Raw genomic sequence first — 19,680 nt, forward strand, 5'->3', positions numbered from 1 at the left:
CCTGTGGTATGAGCCGGAGAGGATGGCCGCCCCGCTCCGCATCACGACCACCCTCCTCGCCGTCGCCGCCGCCCCGCTGCTCGCCGCGTGCGGCGGCGGCAACGGAGACGCCCCCTCGATCCCCCTCGCCGACGAGCGCGGCAGCGGCGCCCGCATCGCGGATCTCGTCGGCGAGGCCGCGTGGTTCAACGCCGATCCAAAGGCCCAGGACAGCGAGGACTGCGAGGGCGTGCCGGCCGATCGCCGCGTCCACGTCACCGGCGCGACGCTCGTCGCGATCGACCGGTTCGACGAGACCGGCGAGGGGGCGCACGGCAACTACTACGTGCAAGACAGCGCCGACGAGCCGGTCCCGTACTCCGGCGTGACGGTCTTCCAGCCGGCGTTCAGCCCCCCGGACCTGCGGCTCTTCCCCGGCGACGTGGTCGATCTGCTCGGCGTGCTCACCGAGTTCCGCGGCCCCTCGTCCGGCCGGTTCCGCGGCTGCCGCACCCTGCCCGAGATCGGCGGGACCATGAGCTTCCGCTTCGAGGACCGCCCCGCGAAGCCGATCCGCGTGCCGCTCCGCGAGCTGACGAGCTACGCGACCGCGCGCAGCTACCTCGGCATGCTCGTGCGGGTCGAGGGGGTGACGACGGTCGGCGACCCCGCGAGGAGCGGCGGCCGGTACACGGCGCGGATCAACGTCGGCGCCGGCGTGCCCGCGGACGACATCCCGAGCCTCTCGAACGAGCTCTACGATCTCGCGGCCGAGGGGCCGCCCCTCGCGGACGGCGCGGCGTTCGAGTCGGTCACCGGCGTGCTCACCTATTTCTACGGCTTCAAGATCGCCCCGCGATGCCCGGCCGACTTCCAGCCGGAAGGCGCCCCCCTGCCGGCCGACGACGCATGCGCTCGCTGACGCCCGCGCTCCCGCTGCCGCTCGTCCTGATCGCGGCCTGCAGCGGCGCCGCCCCCGGCGGCCCGACGGCGCCGGGGCACGCGCTCGTCTCGACGCCCGAGGGCAGCGTCGGGCGCATCGAGGTGCGCAACCTCGAGGCCCGCCCGCGGCTCACGCTCGTCTCCCGCGACGGCGACCCCGCGCCCGCGCTCGTCGCCTCGGTCGCCACCGATCTCGGCTCGGTCGCCACGACGGCGCTCGCCAGCGTGGTCGAGGCGCGGCTCGTCGCCGCCGGCTTCGACGTGGACGCGCGCATCGACCGCGGCGCCTTCCGCGTGCGCCTGCTCGTGCGGGACGCGGCGCGCATCGCGCCGTTCCTGCGCGCGCTCTCGGCGGCGTTCGCGCAGCCCATCGCGGCCGGCAGCCCCGAGGTGGCGCGGGCCATCGAGCGGTTGCAGGCGCTCAAGGCGAGCCCGCTCGACGCGCCCGAGCTCTCGCCGATCGCGGCGTGCACGGGCCGGCTGGGCCTCGCGGGCGCCGAGCCGGTGGTCGACCTGGCGACGCCAGCGGGCGTGCGGGAGCTCGAGGGGTGGCGCACCGCGGCGCTGCACGCCGGGCGCACCTCGATCGCCGCGGTCGGCCCCGCCGCGTTCTGCGCGGAGGCGGCCCGCGCCGCGGAGGGCCAAGGCGGCTGGCCCGCGGGCGGCCCGCCCGCGGACCCGTGGCCGGCGGCGGACACGGTCGGCGTGTACGCGACGAACCAGCTCGAGCGGCGCGCCGCCCGCGTCACCGTGGCCGCGCGCGTCGCGAGCCCGCAGGCGGCGGTCGCCGCGGCCGAGCGGCTCGGCGCACCGGGGTCGCCGCTCCGCGCGCGGCTCTCGGCGCTCCCGTCGCCGTTCCGCACCGTCGAGGTGCTCGGGGTCGCCCGCCCGCGCGGCGGCTGCGTCAGCGTGACCATCGAGGCGTCCGACCTGCCCGCGGCCCCGCCCGTCGAGGCCTCGGCGGCGCTCGCCGCCGCGGTGGCGCGGCAGGAGATCCGCCGCGGCCTCGCGGCCCCCGCGAGCCCCGCCACCGCCACGCGGCAGATCCTCACCGCGCAGGACCCGCGCGACGCCGGCGCGCGCGCCGCCTGGTGGGCGCTCTCGGGGAGCGCCCCGAGCGCGCCGCCCGAGCGCTGGGCGACGGCCCTCGGCCTCCCCCCGAGCGCCGATCCGCCGCGGCCCGCCGCGCCGGGAGAGGCCGGCAGCCGGCTCTTCGAGGCGGAGCTCGGCCGCGCGCTCGCGGCGGGGGCCCAGCCCGCGCTGGAGCGGCGCACGCTGATCGAGCGCGGGCAGGGCGAGGTGTGGGTCCTGCTCGCGAGCCCGTGCGGCGTCGCGGAGGAGGGGGTGTACGACGCGGGCGCGACGGCGCTCGCCGCGCTCGCCGCCGTGCAGACCCGGCGGCGCGAGCTCGACGTGACGATCGAGCCGTGGATCACGGCGGACGCCGTCGGGGTCATCGCGCACGCGCCGTTCCGCGACGATCGCGAGACGCCGGCCGAGCTCGGGCACCGCGTCGCGAGCGCCGCCGCGCGCACGGTCGCGGCGACGACGCTGGGCCCCGAGGCGCTCACGCTGGCGCGCGCCGCGGCGCTCGAGCACCTCGAGCGCCTCTCCGGCGGGCGGGCCGCGGCGCTCGAGGCCTTCGCCTCGGCGGTCGCGCCCGACCACCCGTCCTGGATCGAGCCGTTCGGCGTCTGGGACCGGGTGGCGAGCGGCGCGCTGGAGACCGTGCAGCTCCGATGGCAGGCGCTCGCGACCGGCCCGCTCCGGCTCGCCGTCCTCGCGAACGCCGACGCCTCGCAGGCGGCCGCCGCGGCGGAGGCCGCCGAGCGCTGGCTCGCGCCGCGGCTCGCGCCGCGCGGGTGCGCCTCACCGGACGGCGCGGTGGTGCCCCGGCTCGGTCACCACGACGCGCGCCTCCCGGCCGGGACGCCGCTCTCGCAGGCCGTCGTCGGCGCGCGGCTCCCGGCCGCGCGCGAGGCCGCGAGCGCGACGCGCGAGCTCGCGGAGCTCACGGTCGCCGCCCTCAACGGCGAGGGCGGCCTGCTCGCGGCCGCCCTCGGCGCGGCGGCTCCTCCCGCGGCGGACGCCGCGCCCGCGCGGCGGCAGCTCGCGGCCCGCGCGAGCGCCCGCGTCCTCGGCGGGGCGCGCGCGGCGGCGCTCGCGGTCGAGATCCGGGCGCCGAGCGCGGAGCTCGACGAGGCCACGGCCCGCGTGAAGGAGCTCCTCGCCGGCCTCGCGCAGCGGGCGACCGACGCCGACCTCGACCGCGCCGAGGCGCTCGTCGCCCGGCGCGAGCGTGACGCGCTCGCGGAGCCCCGGCGCCGGCTCATCCACCTGTGGAGCGGCCGCGCCCCCCGCACGCCGCCGGCGAAGGCCACGCTGGGGGCGTGGCGCGCCTTCCTGGCGAGCGCGCTCGGCGCGGACGCGATCGTGACCGTCGAGGCCCGGCCCGACTGATCACTCCCCGCTGTCGAAGTCGCCCGCGTCCTCGATCTCCGAGGTCCGCCCGGCGGGCGTCGCCTCGAGACCCTCGTCCTCCGCTTCCGCGTCCGCGTCCGCGTCGCCCTCGTCCTCGTCGAGCGCGACCTCGTCCTCGTCCTCGTCGTCCTCGGGCTGGGTCAGCACCGGGAGCCGGCGCTTGCCGACCGGGCCCTCGTCGACGTAGTCGCGCAGCGCCATCATGTCCTTCAGCGCCTCGAGCTTCGCGAGCGCCTTGACCTCGACCTGGCGGATCCGCTCGCGCGTCAGGTTCATGATCGCCCCCACGTCCTCGAGCGTGGTGCCGCCGCGATCGGCGACGTCGAGCGCGCACGTCTCGTTCATGTCCCAGACCTCGAGGTCGGGGAAATTGAGCTTGATGGCGCCCGTCCTGGCCGACACGTCGAGATAGAGGTGGTGCTGGCACGAGACGTACGGGCACGGCCTCGGGCCGTCGACGCACTCGGCGCGGGTCCGCGGCTTGTAATAATCGGTCTCCGGATAGAGCATCCGGCCGATCTCGAGCTCGCGCTTGGTCATGCGCTTGACGCTGATCGTCCGCGCCCGGATCTCGCGCTTCCTCCGGGACCTGCGCTGCTCGCGCGTGATGGCGTTCCCCGACGCCGCGGGGTCTGCTTGGAGCGCGAGCGCGCCCTCCACGACCGGCTCGCTGGAGCCCGCCGATTCGCAGTCACTCCCCGCCGCATCCGCCCCGTCTAGGCCGAAGATCTCGAGCTCGCTCTCAGACACCGTCGCCATGCGCTGCCTCCGTTTGGTAGCGTCTCCGCTCTCAAGCGCGCGCGTTTCCCCACACGCCCGAGTCCCAGCTCGAACGCAAAGAGATCCCGCTCCTTGCCCGACGTAACGCCGGATGCCGTCCCTAAAAAGTCGCGACGAAACGAGCCGGTGCCCGTCCCGTCGATCGCGTCAAACCCAGGCGGGGCCGCGATGCGGCCCCTTCACTTCACGGAATCGAAGACCCTGCGACTCGGCACCTCAAGAGGATGCCGCCTGCTTCGTGAGCCGCGCCTGCGCCATCAGGCGCTCTTCTATCAACGACAGCTTCGCGACGAGCTCCCGCGCGAGCGTCTCCGCGCTCGCGAGGTCCTGGGCTATCGCCCTGCCGCTCGTCTCGCTCCGCCTCTCCTTGGCGGCTTCCCTGAGCGCATTGAAGACCTTGGTCATCGTGCGCTCGAGCTCCTCGATATCACCTCTCACGAACAGGAATTCACGCTGGATCTCTTCGATGGTGTAGTCCTGGGCCATCATCTCTTTGATGCGCTGAACCTGGCGGACTACCGTGGCCGGATACATCCCCTGCGAGCCCTGATGCTTGCCCTTGCGCCCCACCCGCACGCTTCGCGGGAGCAGGCCGAGCTGCACGTACTTCCGGAGCGTCGCCTCGCTGAACTTGATGCCATGCGCTGCGAACAACTCGAGAATATCGCTCGAGGTAATCCCCTGGGCGTGCTCCCGCTCGATGCGCTCAAGCACGTCCTCGGGGATCCTCTGCACCGGTCCTCCCATCGATTGCCGGAGGCCCTACCCAACCGACGCGGGCGACTCTATTCCACTGAATGGAATACAGTCAATTGACGCGACTACGATTATTGTGTGGCTGTCGCGAGACGCGGCGCTTTCCCGGGGTTCTTGACACGCCTCGGACATTTTTCGTCCGTCGGCGCCGGGGCTCGATCCGCTCCGCACGGCGGGCCCCCTGGGTGGAGGAGGGAAAAACGGGACGCGGGGCGCAATGGGTGGGAGCGGGGGGGCGCCCGTCGGGCAGCGGGGCTCGGGGAGCGACATGGTCCTTACCCTGACACACATCGGTCCTTTCAGACAAAAGGGCTGATAGTCTGGTCGCCATCATGGCCAAGGCCCTTGCCAGCGAGGGTCGGAGCGCGGCCTCGCCCGCCGCCCCCCGACCCGTCGAGCGCGTCATCAGGGACGTCACCGCCCGGGGTGTCAGGATGCGGGTCCTGGTCGCCGGGGCCGGCAACGGCCCGGCGCTCCTCCTGATCCACAACTTCCTCGTCAGCCACCTGGAGTTCGACGACGTGATCGACGCGCTGGCCCAGCGCTTCCACGTCATCGCCCCGGACCTGCCGGGGTTCGGGGAGAGCGAGAAGCCGAGCCCGGCGCGGTACGCCTACGGGATCGAGACGTTCGCCGAGGCGGTGGCCGACCTCATCGCCGCCTTCGGCGTGGGCCGGGCGCACCTCGTCGGCCACGCCATGGGCGCCGCCGTCGCGATCACGCTCGCGGCCGAGCACCCGGAGCTCGTGCAGCGCCTCGTCCTGGAGGACGCGCTCTGTTACCCGTTCCCGATGAGCTTCCGGATGAAGCTCCCGCTCCTGCCGGTCGTGGGCGGCATCGTCTTCAAGCAGCTCCACGGCCGCAGGATGTTCCGGTCGTTCTTCCGCGACGACGTGTTCCGGGCGGACGCGGCGGTGCCGCTGTCGCGCATCGACCGGCACTACGACCTCTTCAACGCCCCCTCGGCGCGCGAGAGCGCCCACGCGGTCCTGCGCGCGGTGCTCGACGCGCGCCCCGTCGTCGCGCGCCTCACGCGGATCACGGCGCCGACGCTCGTCGTGTGGGGGCGCGACGACCGCATCTTCCCGGCCGCGGGCGCGCAGCGGCTCGCCCGCGAGATCTCCGGCGCGATGCTCGAGATCATGGACGCCGGGCACTCGCCCCACGAGGAGCGGCCGGAGGAGTTCGTCGCGCTCGTGACGCAGTTCCTCGAAGGGAAGCGGTGATGGATCGCCCTGCCCGGCTCGCGCCCGCGCGCTGGGCGGCGCGGGCAGGCCGGCGCGCGGCGCGGGCCCTCCTCGGCGACGACGCGGCGGCGCGCCTGCTGGCGGACCGGTCGGCGCTGCTCGGCCTCGCGATCGTGGCGCTGCTCGCGCTGTTCGCCGCCGTGGGGCCGGTCGTCGTCGGCCACGACCCGAACGCGAGCGACTTCAGCCTGTCCCGCGACGCCTTCGGCGCGCCGCCGGGGCGGTCGGCCGCCCACTGGCTCGGGACGGACCCGCTCTTCCGCGACCTCCTCGCGCGCCTCGCGCACGGCGGGCGGCTCTCGCTCGGCATCGCGCTCGCGGCCACGGCGCTCGCCACCGCGCTCGGCGCGGTCGTCGGCGTCGCGGCCGGCATGGCCAGCGGCACGCGAGCCGGCGCGCTCGACGGCGCGCTCATGCGGCTCATCGACGTGATCCTCGCGCTGCCGTACCTCCTGCTCGTGACCGCGATCGGCGTCGCCGTGGGGCGCGCGGACGTGGGGACGATCCTGCTCGTGCTCGGCCTCACCGGGTGGACCTGGGTCGCGCGCGTCGTCCGGGCCAAGACGCTGGAGCTCGCCCAGCGCGAGTTCGTGGCCTCGGCGCGCGCGCTCGGCGCCGGGACGCTGCACGTCGTCCGGCGGCACGTCCTGCCGAACGTCGGCGGGACGCTGCTCGCGCTCGCGACGATCCTCGCCGGCCAGATGATCCTCGCCGAGGGCACGCTCAGCTACCTGGGCGTCGGCGTGCAGCCGCCGACCGCGACCTGGGGCCGGATGCTGCACGAGGCGGAGCCCTACCTCGGCGTGAAGCCGATGCTCGTCGCGGCGCCCGGCTTCCTCATCGTGCTCACCGTGCTCGGCTTCCACCGCGCGAGCGAGGGGCTCCGCGACGCGCTCGATCCCGCCGGCGACGGGCTCCCGCGCGGGCGGCGCCTGCCGGTCGATCTGCTCCTCGCCTGCGCGGCGCTCCTCCTCCTGTCGGGCGCCTCGCCGAGCCGCGTGCGGCCGCCGCTCGGCGGCGGCGAGGCGCCGCCCGGCGCGCCCGTGCGCGGCGGGACCCTGCGCCTCGCGACGACGGGCCACATCCGCACGCTCGATCCCGCGATCGCCTACGACGAGGTCTCGGGCATGGTCGCGGAGCTCGTCTTCGCCCGCCTCGTCACGTGGGACCAGGGCGGCCGCGTCACGCCCGAGCTCGCGCGCGAGGTCGCGGTCGAGCGGGGCGGGCGGACGTACGTGTTCACGCTCCGCGAGGGCGTGCGCTTCCACGACGGCGCGGAGCTCCGCGCCGCGGACGTGAAGCGCTCGATCGAGCGGACGCTGCACCCGCGGACGCCGAGCCCGGGGGCCAGCCAGTACGAGATGATCGAGGGGTTCGCCGCGTACCACGCGGGCGCGGCGCCGCACCTCGCCGGGGTGCGGGTGCTCGGCGACCACGCCGTCGCGATCGATCTGAGCGCGCCGGACGCGACCTTCCTCTCGCGGATGACGCTCGGCTTCATGGCGCCGGTGTGCCCCTCGTCCGGCGCCGTGGTCGACGCGGCGAGCCCACCCCCGCCGTGCGGCGCCGGCCCGTTCCGCGTCGCCCGGTGGGACCAGGACGCCGGCGTCCGGCTCGAGCGACACGAGGGGTACTTCCGGCCAGGCCGGCCGTACCTCGACGCGATCGAGTGGCAGACCGGGGTGCGCGCGACGACCCAGCGCTACAAGTTCGAGGAGGGCGAGCTCGATTACCTGCGCGATCTGACGGGGGTCGACGCGGCGACCTACCGCGCTGACCCCGCGTGGAAGGGGTATACGCGCTGGGTGACCCGGAGCAGGACCAACGCCGTCTTCCTCAACACCGAGCTCGCGCCGTTCGACCAGCTCGCCGTGCGGCGCGCGGTCTCGTTCGCCGTCGACCCCTCCGTGCTCGAGAAGGTGCGCCCCGATATCTTCGTCCTCGACCGGGTGCTGCCGCCGTCGATCCCCGGCCCCCCGCGCGACGAGCCGATGCGCCGGCACGATCTTCAGCGCGCGCTCGCGCAGATGGCCGCGGCCGGGTACGCGTTCGACCCAGCGACCGGGAGAGGCGGCTACCCGGGGGTCGTCGAGTACATCGCGATCCCGGACACCTTCGAGCAGGCGGTCGGCGAGATCCTCCAGCAGCAACTCGCGAAGGTGGGCCTCCGCGTCCGCCTGCGGCTCGTCAGCTGGGCGACCTACCTCGCCGAGGCGTCGCGGCGCCGCGCCGTCCAGATGGGCTGGGCCGGATGGCAGGCCGACTTCCCCGATCCCGCGAGCTTCTTCGAGCCGACGCTCTCGACGCGCGCCATCCGCGACGAGGGCTCGCAGAACTTCGCCTTCTTCAGCGACGAGGAGCTCGATCGCACGCTCGACGCCGCCCACGCGGAGCAGGACCGCGCGCGGCGCCTCGAGCTCTACGCGCGCGCCGAGCGCATCGTCCGCGATCGCGCGCCCTGGGTGCCCACGTACACGGTGGGCATGCTCGAGCTCTGGCAGCCCTACCTGCGCGGCTACGAGGGCTCCGCCGTGGTCCCGTCGCGCTTCGACGGCGTCTGGCTCGACCCGGCCGCGCGGGCCGCGGCCGGCGGCGGCCCGCGCGCGGGCGCGCCGCCGCGCGCCTCGCCGCTCCGCGCGCTGCCCGCGCGCGCCGTGCCCCCGCGATGAGCGCCGCGCCCTCACGCCGCACCGCCGCGACGAGCGCCGCTCGCGCGGGCCGCGCCGCCGCGGCGGGCGCCGCGATCGCGCACCTGCTCCGGCGCCTCGGGTGGGCGGCGATCGTGATCGCCGGGGTCACCGCCGTCTCGTTCGCGATCGCGCACCTCCTGCCGGGGGATCCGGCGCGGATGCTCGTCGGGCCGCAGGCGTCCGCCGCCGACGTCGATCGCGTCCGGACGGTGTACGCGCTGGATCGGCCGGTCCCGGTGCAGTTCGCGCGGTTCGTGCGCCGGCTCGTCCACCTCGGCCCGGATCCCGGGGCGCCGCGCCCGCACGCGGGCGCGCGCGGCGACCCGGAGCACCGGAGCTGCGCGGCCGGGCCCTTCGGCCTGCACCTCGATCTCGGCTACAGCTTCCACTACCGAAAGCCGGTCGTGGATCTGCTGGAGGCGAAGGTGCCGCGCTCGCTGGAGCTCGCGCTGGCCGCCCTCTCGGTGCAGCTCCTGCTCGGGTTCGCGCTCGGGCTCGTCGCGGCGGCCCGCCGCGGGACGGCCTGGGACCACGCGGCGCTCGGCGTCACCCTGCTCGTCGCCAGCGCGCCGACCATCGTGATCGGCCCCGCGCTGCAGTACGTGCTCGCCTACAAGCTCCGCCTGCTGCCCTACGACGGGTACGGCGTCACCGCGGCCGATCACCTGCGCTCGCTCGTCCTGCCGGCGCTGACCCTCGGCCTCTTCGGCAGCGCGCTCTACGCGCGCGTCGTGCGCGAGGAGCTCCGGGCGCTGCTCCGCCAGGACTTCATCCGGACCGCGCGGGCGAAGGGCGCCTCCCGGTTGCGCGCGTTCGTCGTCCACGCGCTGCGCAACGCGCTCCTGCCGCTCGCCACGCTGGCGGCGCTCGATCTCGGCGCGCTGGCGGGCGGCGCGATCGTCACGGAGCGGCTCTTCCGCTGGCCGGGCGTCGGGAGCATGGCCGTCGAGGCGCTGCAGAACCGCGACGGCCCGCTCCTCGTCGGGACGGTGCTCTTCGCCGCGGCCGCGATCGTGCTCGCCACCGTGGCGCTCGACCTCGCGGCGCTGGCGCTCGATCCGCGGCTCAGGTCGCGATCGCGCTGAGCGCCGCGCGCGGTCAGATCAGGGCACGCCGGCGAGCGCTCGGCATTCCGCGCCGAGCGAGGAGTCGGGCGAGGCGAGCTCGGCGCACTTGCGGAACGAGGCCCGACCGCCGCGCCCCGCGGCCTGCTCGGCGGCGCCGCGCAGGTGCCACGCCGCGGCGCTCCCCGGCGAGGCGGCGGTGAGCTGCTGGGCGAGCTGCACGGCCTTGCCGGTCTGCCCCGACTCCAGGGCGCGCATCACGCGGGCCGACAGGGACCCGCCCTCCTCGTCCGGCGCAGCGGGCGCCGGCGCAGCGGGCGCGGTCGCGGGGGCGCTCGGCGGCGGCGCGGGCGCCCGCGCCGGCGCGGCGGCCTGGCCCGCGTGCGTCGGAGCGCCGGGCGGCGATGCCGGGGTCGAAGGCGCGGGCGAGCCGTGCTGGGCGGTGGTGGTGGCCGGGCTCGCCGCGGCTGGCCCGGCCGCCGCGGCGGGGCTCGTCGAGGCCGTGGTGGCGGCCGCCGCGCGATCGGACGGCGGGTCGACCGGGGTGTCGGACGGGGGCGCCGTGGAGAGCCCGGCGGCGGCGGTCGGCTCTCCTTCCGGCGAGGCCGGAGCTGCTTCGATCGCGGCGCCGGAGCTCTGCTCCTCCGCCTGCTGGGGCGCGTCGATCGGCGCCGGGGGCACGGGGGGCCGCGCCTGGCCGATCAGCCAGACGCCGGCGCCGCCGATCGCGAGCGCCGTGATCAGACCGATCGCGATCCGCGCGGCGCGCGCCCGGCGCTCCTCCTGGCGGGGGCGAAAGAGCGTGGCCTCGACGGCGCCGGCGGTCGTATCGGTGTCGTCGGCGGAGGGGTGCCCCTGCGCCTCGAGCCGCGCCGGCGCGTCCACCCCGCCGCGAAGGAAGAAGCGCTCGCTCTCGGTGATGGGCTCGGGGTCGCTCGAGGGCGCGTCGTCCGGCGCCGCCGAGAGGCTCGCCCCGGGGGCCGCGGCGCCGCCGGCCGGCGGCGCCGCGGCCGCCTCGAGCGGGCGCGCCTCCCCGCCCCCTGCCTCGCCGCGCAGCGGCGCCTGCGCCTGCTGCGCCTCGCGCGGGACGGCGGCGGCCGGCGGCGCGTCGCTCGGCGGGCGGGGCCGCAGCGTGGGGACCGTCGACGCGGGCACCGCGGCGGCGCGCTCGTCGCCGACGGGCGGCGGCGCGGCAGCCGGCGCCGCCGTCGGCGCAGGCTCAAGCGGCGGCGCGAGCTCCAGCGGTGGCGCGGGCTCGGGCGCGTCGGAGCGGGCGCGCTGCTCGGCGGGGGCGCTCGCGGCCGCGGGACGGTCGCTCCTCACCGCGCGGTGCTTCTGCGCGAAGCTGCGCGGCGTCACCAGCGGTCGCGTGAGCGGGGCCTCGTCGCTGCTGGCGAGCGTGGTGTCCTTGTCGATGTCGATCTCTGCGTGCGCGCGCGCAGCCCGCGCCTCGACGGCCGCTGCAGCGCTCCGCGGCGGCTCCGACGGCACCCGCCCCGCCGGCCGCGGCGGCTCCGACGGCACCCGCCCCGCCCGCGGCGGCTCCGACGGCACCCGCCCCGTCCGCGGCGGCTCCGACGGCACCCGCCCCGCCGGCCGCGGCGGCTCCGACGGCACCCGCCCCGTCCGCGGTAGCTCCGACGGCGCCCGCCCCGCCGCGCCCGCGCGCACCGCGCCCGTCGCCGCGGCGCTCTTCGGCGGCTCCGACGGCGCCCGCCCCGCCGCGCCCGCGCGCACCGCGGCGCTCTTCGGCGGCTCCGACGGCGCCCGCCCCGCCGCGCCCGCGGCGGCGTTCGCGCCGGCCGTCCAGCCGACCGCCACGGCCCCGTGGACCGCGCTGCGGGCCGTCACCGGACGCCCGGCGGACTCCGCGTCGGGGTCCGCGGCCGGCGCGGGCAGCTCGTGCCCGGGCCGCGAGCGCGGGAGCATCGCCGGCGAGTGGCGGTTCGAGAGCGGCGCGGGGACCACCGCGGCGTCCTCGAGATCGTCGGCGCCGGCGTTGCCGCCGCCGTCCGGGTAATTGGAGCGCCGCAGCCCCGACGGCGACGAGAGCGGCGAGAACTCGTCGTGGAACGCCGCCTCGGGCTCGCTCGGCACCACGTCGTCGGGCGGGAGCGCCGCGGCGGGGACCAAGAGCCCCTCGAAGTAGAGCTTCGAGATGGTGGAGAGCGTCGAGAGATCCTCGAACGGCGAGGCGTCGACCACCTGCATCAGCGTCCGCTTGCCGTCGAACAGGCGCAGGATGCCGTTCAGCTCGTCGGGGATCTCGTTCAGCCGCTCCAGGAGCTCCTCGCTGTCGACCTCGAAGACGGTCGACAGCGACGGCAGCGCCTCGAGGAGCCGGCCCCACTCGTCGACCCGGCGCATGCCCTCCATGAGGAGCCCCTGGGTCGATGTCTCGATCACGTCGGGGTTGTCGACCTTGCAGAACTCGACCTCGAACGTCCCCTCGTTCCACAGGAGCGCGCGGTAGACGGCCTCCTCGCCGCAGAGCCGGCCGAGCGTCGCGTCGACGACCTTGCCCTCGCGGAAATAGACCTGCGCCTCGTTGTCCGCGTGCGACAGGTGGACGATCCCGCTCTTCCGGCTCACCTCGAACGTCTGCAGGAGATCGACGACGTTCATGTCGAGGATCGACCCGGAGAACCTCGTCCGCCCGGTGGTCGCGAAATGCCGCGTCGTGATCCCCTCGCGCGTCCGCCGCGCGAGCAGCAGCGTCACCCGCGCGATGAGCTCCCGCACGAAGATCGGCTTGGTCAGGTAGTCCTCGACCCCGAGCTCGAGCCCGCGGATCTTGTCCTCGATCGACCGCTGGCTCGTGAGGAAGACGACCGGGATCGACGCCCAGTCGGCGTGCTCCTTCATCTTGCGGACGAGCGCGTAGCCGTCCACGTGGGGCAGGCGGGTGTCGCTGAGGACGAGGTCCGGCGTGGAGACCTCGAGCTTCGCGAGGGCGTCCCCTCCGTCCGTCGCGGTGGTCACGCTGTAACCGGCCTTCTTCAGGCTGACCTCGAGGACCCGAACGCTGCGTGGATCCGCGTCGACCAGGAGGAGCTGTTGCTTGGCCACTAGAGGTTTCCGCCTCGCGAAGGATGGCGAGCCCGAGCGGACGCTGTCAAGCGCTCTGCCCCGAGCGTCGCCGCTGCGGTCGATCGTTCGTCCCGCCGCCGTGGGTCCGGTGATCGCCGGCGCCCATCGTGAGCACAGTACGCCGGCGAAGGCCAGGTTTCGTCGTGGGCCGCGCGCGCGATCAGCGCTCCCAGGGATCGATGATATCGCCGGTCGCCGTCGGCCTCGAGGGGGCCACGGGCGTCGCGGCGGGGCGGGCCGTGGGCGCGGCCGGCTTCGCCGGAACGGCGGAGGCCGTGCCGTGCGGGCGGGGCGGCTCCGGATCCTGCGCGAGCGGCGCGGCCGACGCGCTCGGGGCCGGGGCCGGGGGCGGCGGCGGCTCGTCGGGCGCGAGGACGGCCGGCGTCGCCGCGTGGAGGGCGCCGGGGGCGGCGGCCTCGGGCGGGGCCTCGCGCGCCGAGGCGCGGAGCGCGCGGAACCCGAGGGCGATCGCGATGGGCACGAGGATCGCCGCGAGCGCGATCGCGACGCGCGCGCCCATCGAGAGCGGCTCGGACGGCTCGCTGGGCACCTGGACCGCGCCGAGCATCTCGTCGTGCTCGCGCAGCTTCAGCGCCTCGCGGCGCGGGGTCTCGTCCTGGAGCAGGGCCGCGGTGGCGCGGCTCGGCGCCTCGATGGCGAGCTCGATGGCTGCGGCGAGATCGGCCATCGAGGAGAAGCGCTCCTCGGGGTTCTTCGCGAGGCAGCGCATGACGATCGGGCCGAACGCGCCGAGCGCGGAGGCGTCGGGCATCACCTGCTCGAGCGGCTCGGGCGACATGTACATGTGCTTGGTCAGCACGCCCATGTACGTGTCCGCCTCGAAGGGGACGCGCCCCGCGAAGCACTCGTACATGAGGACGCCGAGCGCGTAGATGTCGGCGCGCGCGTCGATGCGCTTCCCCTCCGCCTGCTCCGGGCTCATGTAGTGCGGCGTCCCGAACACCATGCCGATGCGGGTGAGCCGCTTGCCGCCGGCGACCTTCGCGACGCCGAAATCGAGCAGCTTGACGAACTCCTGGTCGCCGTTGCGGACGAGGTACACGTTGTCGGGCTTGAGATCGCGGTGGATGACGCCCGCCGCGTGCGCGGCCCCGAGCGCCGCGGCGCACTGGAGCATGATCTCCCCGACCCGCGGCGCCGGCAGCGTCCGCTCGGTGCGCAGGAGCGCCGCGAGGGAGGTCCCGGTGAGGAACTCCATGACGAAGAAGGGCAGCTCCGGCTGCCCCGGCTCGACCTCGATGGCGCCGAAGTCGCTCACCGCGACGATGTTGGGGTGGCCGATCGCCGCCGCCGCCTTGGCCTCCTGGATGAAGCGGGCGACGAGCTCGGCGTCCTGCGCGATGTCGCGCCGGAGCACCTTGAGGGCGAAGAGGCGGCCGAGCGACTTGTGGCGCACCTCGTACACCGTCCCCATGCCCCCCTCGCCGACGACCGCCTGCACCTCGTAGCGGCCGTCGATCGTGCGCCCGAGCAGCGGATCGGCCGACGGGTTCCAGTCGGGCGCGTCGGCGAGCGGGTCGCCGTCGAACGGGCAGAAGCGGGAGTCGCCGGAGAAGGTCAGCTTGCAGGTCGGGCAGCGCCGCGCGCGCGGGACCTGCTTCACCTTCCCCCGGCGCGCCGGGAACCCGTCGCCGCGCGCGGGCAGCGGCGGCAGCGGCGGCAACGCCAGGTGCGCCTCGCCGCGCGGCGAGAGCGGAGGCGCCGAGCCACGCGCCGGGGGCGCCGAGCCACGCGCCGGGGGCGCCGAGCCGCGCGGCGAGAGCGGCGGCGCCGAGCCGTAGGCCGGGGGCACCGACCCATAGGCCGGGGGCACCGTGCCGTGGACCGGAGGCACCGACCCGTACACCGGAGGCACCGAGCCGTGGACCGGAGGCACCGAGCCGTAGGCCGGGGGCACCGAGCCGTGGACCGGAGGCACCGAGCCGTAGGCCGGGGGCACCGAGCCGTGGACCGGAGGCACCGACCCGTAGACCGGAGGCACCGAGCCGAGGGCGGAAGGCGCGTCGCCGCGCGCCGGCGGCTGCGAGGCCAGGGAGCCTCCGTGCGGCTGCGGGATATCCTCCCGATGGAACAGCTCGGCAGCTTCGGACTCGCCGTCGGTCATCTCGGGCGGATCATCCCCGGCCATGCGGAGCGTGACGGGCACCCCGGCGAGTCTAGCCGAAAGCGCGACCGGTGTTTCGGATCAGATGGCATCAGGTGGCGAACGTGGTGAGCGCCCCCTACGCGCTCGATGGCGCGGCGGCCAGAGCGCCCGGAAGGACTCAGATCTCTTCGAGAATCTTGGCCTTGCGGGCCTGGAACTCCTCGTCCGTGATGAGTCCCTTGTTCTTGAGATCCGCGAGGCGCTCCAGGCGCTGCTCGATCGACGGCCCTGCAGCCGGGGCGGCCTGCGGCGCGCCCGGGTAGCCCTGCTGCGGCGCGCCCGGGTAGCCCTGCTGCGGCGCGCCCGGGTAGCCCTGCTGCGGCGCGCCCGGGTAGCCCTGCTGCTGCATGTGCGGCGGCACGAACTGGGGCTGCCCCTGCGCCGCGTGCGCGGGGTTCATCGCCTGCGCCAGGCCGGCGCCGATCGCCACCTGGGCGCCCAGCCCCGCGACGCCGCCGCCGTCGCCGCCCTGCGCCATGCCCTGGCCGGCCCCGATCATGGCCTGGCCGGCGGCGTAATTCTGCCAGTTGCCCGCCAGCTGCTGCACGTACCGCGCGTCCTGCTGGAACCGCTGATCGAGCTCGAACTGCTTCGCGCGGGCGGTGTCCTGCGCGACGCCGATGCCACGGCGCGCCTCGCCGCGGGCCTTGTTCGCCTCGCGGAGGAGCTTCTGGTCCTCGGCCGAGAAGTTGATGTTGAAGTTGCCGATCTCGAGGATCTTGCAGCCGATCTCCTCGAGGTTCGGCGCCGACTGCACGATGCGGGCGCCGAGCTCCATGCTCATGCCGCCGAGGTTGAGCAGGCTCTTCTGCTGCTGCGCGCAGACCTGGCCGATCACGGTCTTCACGCTCATGAAGAACTTGCCCTTGATCCAGCTCAGGACGACGTCGTTGTCGCCGCTGCCGCCGCACTGGCCGTGGTAGCCGACGACGAACCGCACCGGATCGACCACGACCAGCGAGAACTCTCCGAAGATGCGCGGCGTCACGAACTCGTAGAGGATCGGGTCCTCCATCGACTCCAGCGGCCCGCCGAAGGGCACGCCGCGGACCGGCTGCGTCTTGACGAAGAAGATCTCGGCGATGAAGACGTCCCCGCCCGTGAACTTGTTGACGAGGTTGTTCAGGAACGGGATGTTCTGGGTCTGGAGGGTGTGGCGCCCCGTCGGCAGGTAACCGACGTACCGCCCGTCCTTGAAGAAGAGGGCACACTCATCGCTGTCGACGGTCAGCTGCGACCAGAAGGGGACGTTCTGGTCCGGGTGCTTGTAGACGATGAGATGCTTCGCCGCGTCCGGGCGCGCGATCATCATCTCGCGGACGCCGCTCTTCACGAAATCGAAAATCCCCATGTCGCGCTCCTCTTCGGTGTGCTGGATGTGACGGGCGTGCCGGGTACCCTGCCCCCCTGGACCTCGGGCTCGTTTCGACAGGCGGCGCGCTCGACCTGCGCTGTTCGTTCTCCGTTGACGATCGCCGCGCCTTTCAGGCACACAGCGGCCTCAGGATAATCCGCAGATCGCAGGGCAGCAATGCCCGCCGGGGAGGACCGCATGCCCGTCGCTTCGCTCGCGTCACCGGCGCAACCGACGACACCCGCGCCGCGCGCGCCGGCGTCGCCCGAGATCCCGAGCTCCGCCGCCCGGCAGGCGACGCGCTCGCCCCGCCGCCGCGGGCGCGCGGCGGCGGCGGCGGCGGCGGGGAGGAGCGCGCGATGATCCCGCCGATCGACGCCTCCGCCTTCTCGCCGCCCGCGCAGAAGATGGCGCAGCCGGGGGCGCCGCAGAAGCTCCGCGAGATGGCCGCGCGCGGCATCGCCCCCGGGCTCAAGCCGGGCGAGGTGGTGACGCTGCTCGTGCTGCTCGCGTCGCGCGAGGAGGAGCCCGCCCGCGAGACGGCGGAGAAGACGCTGTCGGCGCTCCCCGATCCGCTCCTCCAGGGCGCGCTCGGCGGGGAGCTGCAGCCGGCCGTCATCGACCGGCTGGCCCGCCTCTACGCGGACCGCCTCCCGGTCGTCGAGCGGCTCTGCGCGATGCCGGGCATCGCCGCGGACACGCTCGAGGAGCTCGCGCGCACCGGGAGCGAGGCGGTGACCGAGCTCATCGCCGTGAACGAGGAGCGACTGCTCAAGAGCCCGCGCGTCATCGAGCGGCTCTACCTCAACAAGAACACGCGGATGTCGACGGCCGACCGCCTCGTCGACCTCGCCGCCCGCAACGGCGTCGAACTCACGGGCATCCCCGCCTGGCGCGAGGTCAGCATCGCGATCAAGGACGAGCTCATCGCCGAGCCGTCGCCGGAGCCCACGCCGGACGACGTGATGTTCGTCGAGACGCAGGCGCTCTCCGAGGCGCTCGCGGCCGACGAGCCGGTGGACACCCACGTCGAGGACGAGGAGGGGAAAGAGGAGATCAAGGCGCAGTACGTCCCGCTCTACAAGCGGCTCGCCGACATGACCATGTCGCAGCGGATCCGGCGGGCGATGCTCGGCTCGCGCGAGGAGCGCATGCTGCTCGTGCGCGACTCGAACCGCCTCGTGGCGAGCGCCGCCGTGCGCAGCCCGCAGATGCAGGAGGAGGAGGTCGTCCTCATCAGCCGCAACCGGAACATCTCGGACGAGGTGCTGCGGATCATCGCGACCACGCCGGAGTGGATGAAGAGCTACACGGTGAAGCGGAACCTCGTGGAGAACCCGAGGACGCCGGTGCTCGTCGCGACGCGGCTGGTCCAGCACCTGCGCGAGTCGGACCTCCGGGGCATCGCGAAGAGCAAGAACGTGACCTCGCCGGTGAAGGACGCCGCGCGGCGGCACCTCGAGCGGCGCAAGAGCTGAGCGGCGCAAGCGCGGAGCGGCGCGCGAGCAGAGCGTCGCGGGAGCTGAGCGGCGCAAGAGCTGAGCGGCGCAAGAGCTGAGCGGCGCAAGAGCTGAGCGGGCGAGCGCTCGCGTGGCTACCGGCGGGCGCTCGCCCCGCCCCGGCGAGGCGCGCTCCGGCGAAGCGCGCTCCGGGCGGCGAGCCCCCTTCCCGCCCGGACCCATGCCCCGCTAGCCTGCGCCCACGATGAGCGACCTGGTCCGCTTCGGCGTGGCGATGGATCGAGCGCTGCTGGCCGAGTTCGATCGGCGCATCACCGCGCAGGGATACGAGAACCGCTCGGAGGCGCTGCGCGACCTGGTCCGCGCCGACCTGACGCGCGCCGCGTGGGACGAGGGCGCCGAGGTGGCGGCGACGCTGACCGTCGTCTACGCGCCCGAGGTGCGGGAGCTCGTGCTGCGCATCTCCGAGCTGGAGGAGCAGCACGCGGGGTCGGTGGTCTCCAGCCTGCTGGTCCGCCTCGACGAGGGCCGGGTGCTCCAGGTCATGGTGCTGAAGGGCCGCGCCGCCGAGCTGTCCGGGCTCGCAGGGCAGCTCGCCGGGGCCAAGGGGGTCCTGTCGTGCGCGCTCACGCCGGCCGCGGCGCTCGCGGAGGCGCCGCCCGAGGCGCCGCGCCGGCCACGGGGCTGAGCTGACGCCGGGCGAACCGGCGCCGCACCGCGCGTGCACGAACGCCTCGCCCGATCTCCAGGCTACGCGTCGTCGCCGGGCGTCTCGGCCACCTTCACCGTGGTCTTCGGCGGATCGACGATGAACGTCACGAGGCGCTCCTTCGCCTCGAACTCCTGCCGGTAGATCACGGCCGAGCGCTTGTACTTGAAGGGGCCGATCCGCACGCGGTGCCACAGGCCGCGGCCCTTCACGTACGCCGGCTCGACATACGCCTTGTGGCCGCGCCGGCGCAGGGCCGCCGCGAAGCCCTCCGCGTCGGCGGGCTCCTTGAACGAGCTCACCTGCAGCTGGTAGCCGCCCGGCCCGCCGCGCTCGGTCTCGGGCCCCTCCTCGCGGGAGACGTGGCGGGCCATCGCGGTGAGCGTGTCGTTCGGAGCGACCTCGCCCCCCGCTGGACCGAGGACGTGCTGCGCCGGCAGCGGGACCACGGGGAGCCGGTCCGCGGCGAGCGGCGGACCCGCGCCTTCGGCCGGCGGCTGCGCCGACGCGGCCGCCTTGGCCGCCCGCGGGTCGCGCACCGCCTCGAGGGCGGTGGTCGGGTGCTCCGCGTCGGAGAGGATCGCAGGGAAGGTCACGTGCTCCCCGATGGTGGCGGGGCGCGGCGCCGGCTTCACGCCGGCCGGGTGCGCGCGCGCGACCAGATCGCCGAGCGGATCGGCGCTGACCGGCTTCTCTCGCGCCGGCGCCCGCAGGAGCGCCACCGCCGCGAAGACGATGCACGCCCCGCCGAGCGAGGCCAGCACCAGCGCGCCCGCACGCGACGGGCGAGCCCCGGGATCCTCTTCCTGGATCTCCTCGAGGTTCCGCACCGCCCCGGTGTCCATGCTCTCGCCTTTACTGCGCCTCATGCTTCCTCCTCGACCCGTCTACCCTGCCCGGCCGGGGCGCGACAACTTTCGTGTATTACTTTATCCTACATACACCGACCAGGCCCGTTCGC

The 19,680-nt window shown here is 75.1% G+C and carries 13 protein-coding genes; 7 read left to right on the forward strand and 6 right to left on the reverse strand.

Annotated features, from left to right (window positions below; all coding sequences use genetic code 11):
- Positions 1-22: 22 nt before the first annotated feature.
- On the forward strand, positions 23-901 hold the full coding sequence (locus tag WMF26_RS21780; protein ID WP_438001902.1) for a hypothetical protein: 879 nt from the start codon (positions 23-25) through the stop codon (positions 899-901).
- On the forward strand, positions 889-3,381 hold the full coding sequence (locus WMF26_RS21785; protein WP_438001903.1) for a hypothetical protein: 2,493 nt from the start codon (positions 889-891) through the stop codon (positions 3,379-3,381). Before WMF26_RS21780 ends, WMF26_RS21785 begins: the two co-directional genes overlap by 13 nt.
- Here the strand turns inward: WMF26_RS21785 and WMF26_RS21790 are convergent, their stop codons facing one another.
- Together WMF26_RS21790 and WMF26_RS21795 are read right to left on the reverse strand one after the other, a co-directional pair.
- Complete coding sequence (locus WMF26_RS21790; protein ID WP_438001904.1) at positions 3,382-4,161, reverse strand: sigma factor-like helix-turn-helix DNA-binding protein; 780 nt, start codon at positions 4,159-4,161, stop codon at positions 3,382-3,384.
- Between the two features lie 237 nt (positions 4,162-4,398).
- Positions 4,399-4,896 carry a MerR family transcriptional regulator gene (locus WMF26_RS21795; RefSeq protein ID WP_437948093.1) on the reverse strand — a complete coding sequence of 166 codons (498 nt, stop codon included), beginning with the start codon at positions 4,894-4,896 and terminating at the stop codon, positions 4,399-4,401.
- Between the two features lie 374 nt (positions 4,897-5,270).
- On the opposite strand from WMF26_RS21795, the gene WMF26_RS21800 reads away from it, so the two are divergent.
- Genes WMF26_RS21800 through WMF26_RS21810 form a run of 3 tightly spaced genes read left to right on the forward strand, consistent with a single transcriptional unit; the run spans position 5,271 to position 9,960 of the window.
- Positions 5,271-6,164 (forward strand): alpha/beta fold hydrolase, encoded by an 894-nt coding sequence (locus WMF26_RS21800; protein WP_438001905.1) that lies wholly within the window; start codon positions 5,271-5,273, stop codon positions 6,162-6,164.
- Entirely contained in the window at positions 6,164-8,854 is a 2,691-nt protein-coding gene (locus WMF26_RS21805) for an ABC transporter substrate-binding protein (protein ID WP_438001906.1), read from the forward strand. Before WMF26_RS21800 ends, WMF26_RS21805 begins: the two co-directional genes overlap by 1 nt.
- Complete coding sequence (locus tag WMF26_RS21810) at positions 8,851-9,960, forward strand: ABC transporter permease (protein WP_438001907.1); 1,110 nt, start codon at positions 8,851-8,853, stop codon at positions 9,958-9,960. Before WMF26_RS21805 ends, WMF26_RS21810 begins: the two co-directional genes overlap by 4 nt.
- Before the next feature lie 18 nt (positions 9,961-9,978).
- On the opposite strand, the gene WMF26_RS21815 is transcribed toward WMF26_RS21810, so the two are convergent.
- The 3 genes from WMF26_RS21815 to WMF26_RS21825 all read right to left on the reverse strand — a co-directional run bounded on the left by WMF26_RS21815 (position 9,979) and on the right by WMF26_RS21825 (position 16,547).
- On the reverse strand, positions 9,979-13,008 hold the full coding sequence (locus WMF26_RS21815; protein WP_438001908.1) for a response regulator: 3,030 nt from the start codon (positions 13,006-13,008) through the stop codon (positions 9,979-9,981).
- Between the two features lie 181 nt (positions 13,009-13,189).
- On the reverse strand, positions 13,190-15,196 hold the full coding sequence (locus WMF26_RS21820; protein ID WP_438001909.1) for a protein kinase domain-containing protein: 2,007 nt from the start codon (positions 15,194-15,196) through the stop codon (positions 13,190-13,192).
- 118 nt (positions 15,197-15,314) lie between these two features.
- Positions 15,315-16,547: an SPFH domain-containing protein gene (locus WMF26_RS21825; protein ID WP_438001910.1), complete on the reverse strand. Its 1,233-nt coding sequence runs from the start codon at positions 16,545-16,547 to the stop codon at positions 15,315-15,317.
- 362 nt (positions 16,548-16,909) lie between these two features.
- On the opposite strand from WMF26_RS21825, the gene WMF26_RS21830 reads away from it, so the two are divergent.
- Entirely contained in the window at positions 16,910-18,028 is a 1,119-nt protein-coding gene (locus tag WMF26_RS21830) for a hypothetical protein (protein WP_437948100.1), read from the forward strand.
- 226 nt (positions 18,029-18,254) lie between these two features.
- A complete protein-coding gene (gene nikR / locus WMF26_RS21835; RefSeq protein WP_438001911.1) occupies positions 18,255-18,698 on the forward strand; it encodes a nickel-responsive transcriptional regulator NikR in 444 nt (147 codons plus the stop codon).
- 62 nt (positions 18,699-18,760) lie between these two features.
- Here nikR and WMF26_RS21840 read toward each other — a convergent pair whose 3' ends face one another.
- Positions 18,761-19,588 (reverse strand): SPOR domain-containing protein, encoded by an 828-nt coding sequence (locus tag WMF26_RS21840; protein ID WP_437338970.1) that lies wholly within the window; start codon positions 19,586-19,588, stop codon positions 18,761-18,763.
- Positions 19,589-19,680 lie beyond the last annotated feature (92 nt).

This window comes from Sorangium sp. So ce185 (assembly GCF_051526825.1).
In the GTDB taxonomy this organism is placed as follows: Bacteria; Myxococcota_A; Polyangia; order Polyangiales; family Polyangiaceae; genus Sorangium; species Sorangium cellulosum_D.

What these genes read in the sequence shown, in the direction of transcription:
- WMF26_RS21780 (WP_438001902.1), top strand. Translation starts at nt 23, where the DNA reads ATGGCCGCCCCGCTCCGCATCACGACCACCCTCCTCGCCGTCGCCGCC.
- WMF26_RS21785 (WP_438001903.1), top strand. Translation starts at nt 889, where the DNA reads ATGCGCTCGCTGACGCCCGCGCTCCCGCTGCCGCTCGTCCTGATCGCG.
- WMF26_RS21790 (WP_438001904.1), bottom strand. Translation starts at nt 4,161, where the DNA reads ATGGCGACGGTGTCTGAGAGCGAGCTCGAGATCTTCGGCCTAGACGGG.
- WMF26_RS21800 (WP_438001905.1), top strand. Translation starts at nt 5,271, where the DNA reads ATGGCCAAGGCCCTTGCCAGCGAGGGTCGGAGCGCGGCCTCGCCCGCC.
- WMF26_RS21805 (WP_438001906.1), top strand. Translation starts at nt 6,164, where the DNA reads ATGGATCGCCCTGCCCGGCTCGCGCCCGCGCGCTGGGCGGCGCGGGCA.
- WMF26_RS21810 (WP_438001907.1), top strand. Translation starts at nt 8,851, where the DNA reads ATGAGCGCCGCGCCCTCACGCCGCACCGCCGCGACGAGCGCCGCTCGC.
- WMF26_RS21825 (WP_438001910.1), bottom strand. Translation starts at nt 16,547, where the DNA reads ATGGGGATTTTCGATTTCGTGAAGAGCGGCGTCCGCGAGATGATGATC.
- WMF26_RS21830 (WP_437948100.1), top strand. Translation starts at nt 16,910, where the DNA reads ATGATCCCGCCGATCGACGCCTCCGCCTTCTCGCCGCCCGCGCAGAAG.
- nikR (WP_438001911.1), top strand. Translation starts at nt 18,255, where the DNA reads ATGAGCGACCTGGTCCGCTTCGGCGTGGCGATGGATCGAGCGCTGCTG.
- WMF26_RS21840 (WP_437338970.1), bottom strand. Translation starts at nt 19,588, where the DNA reads ATGAGGCGCAGTAAAGGCGAGAGCATGGACACCGGGGCGGTGCGGAAC.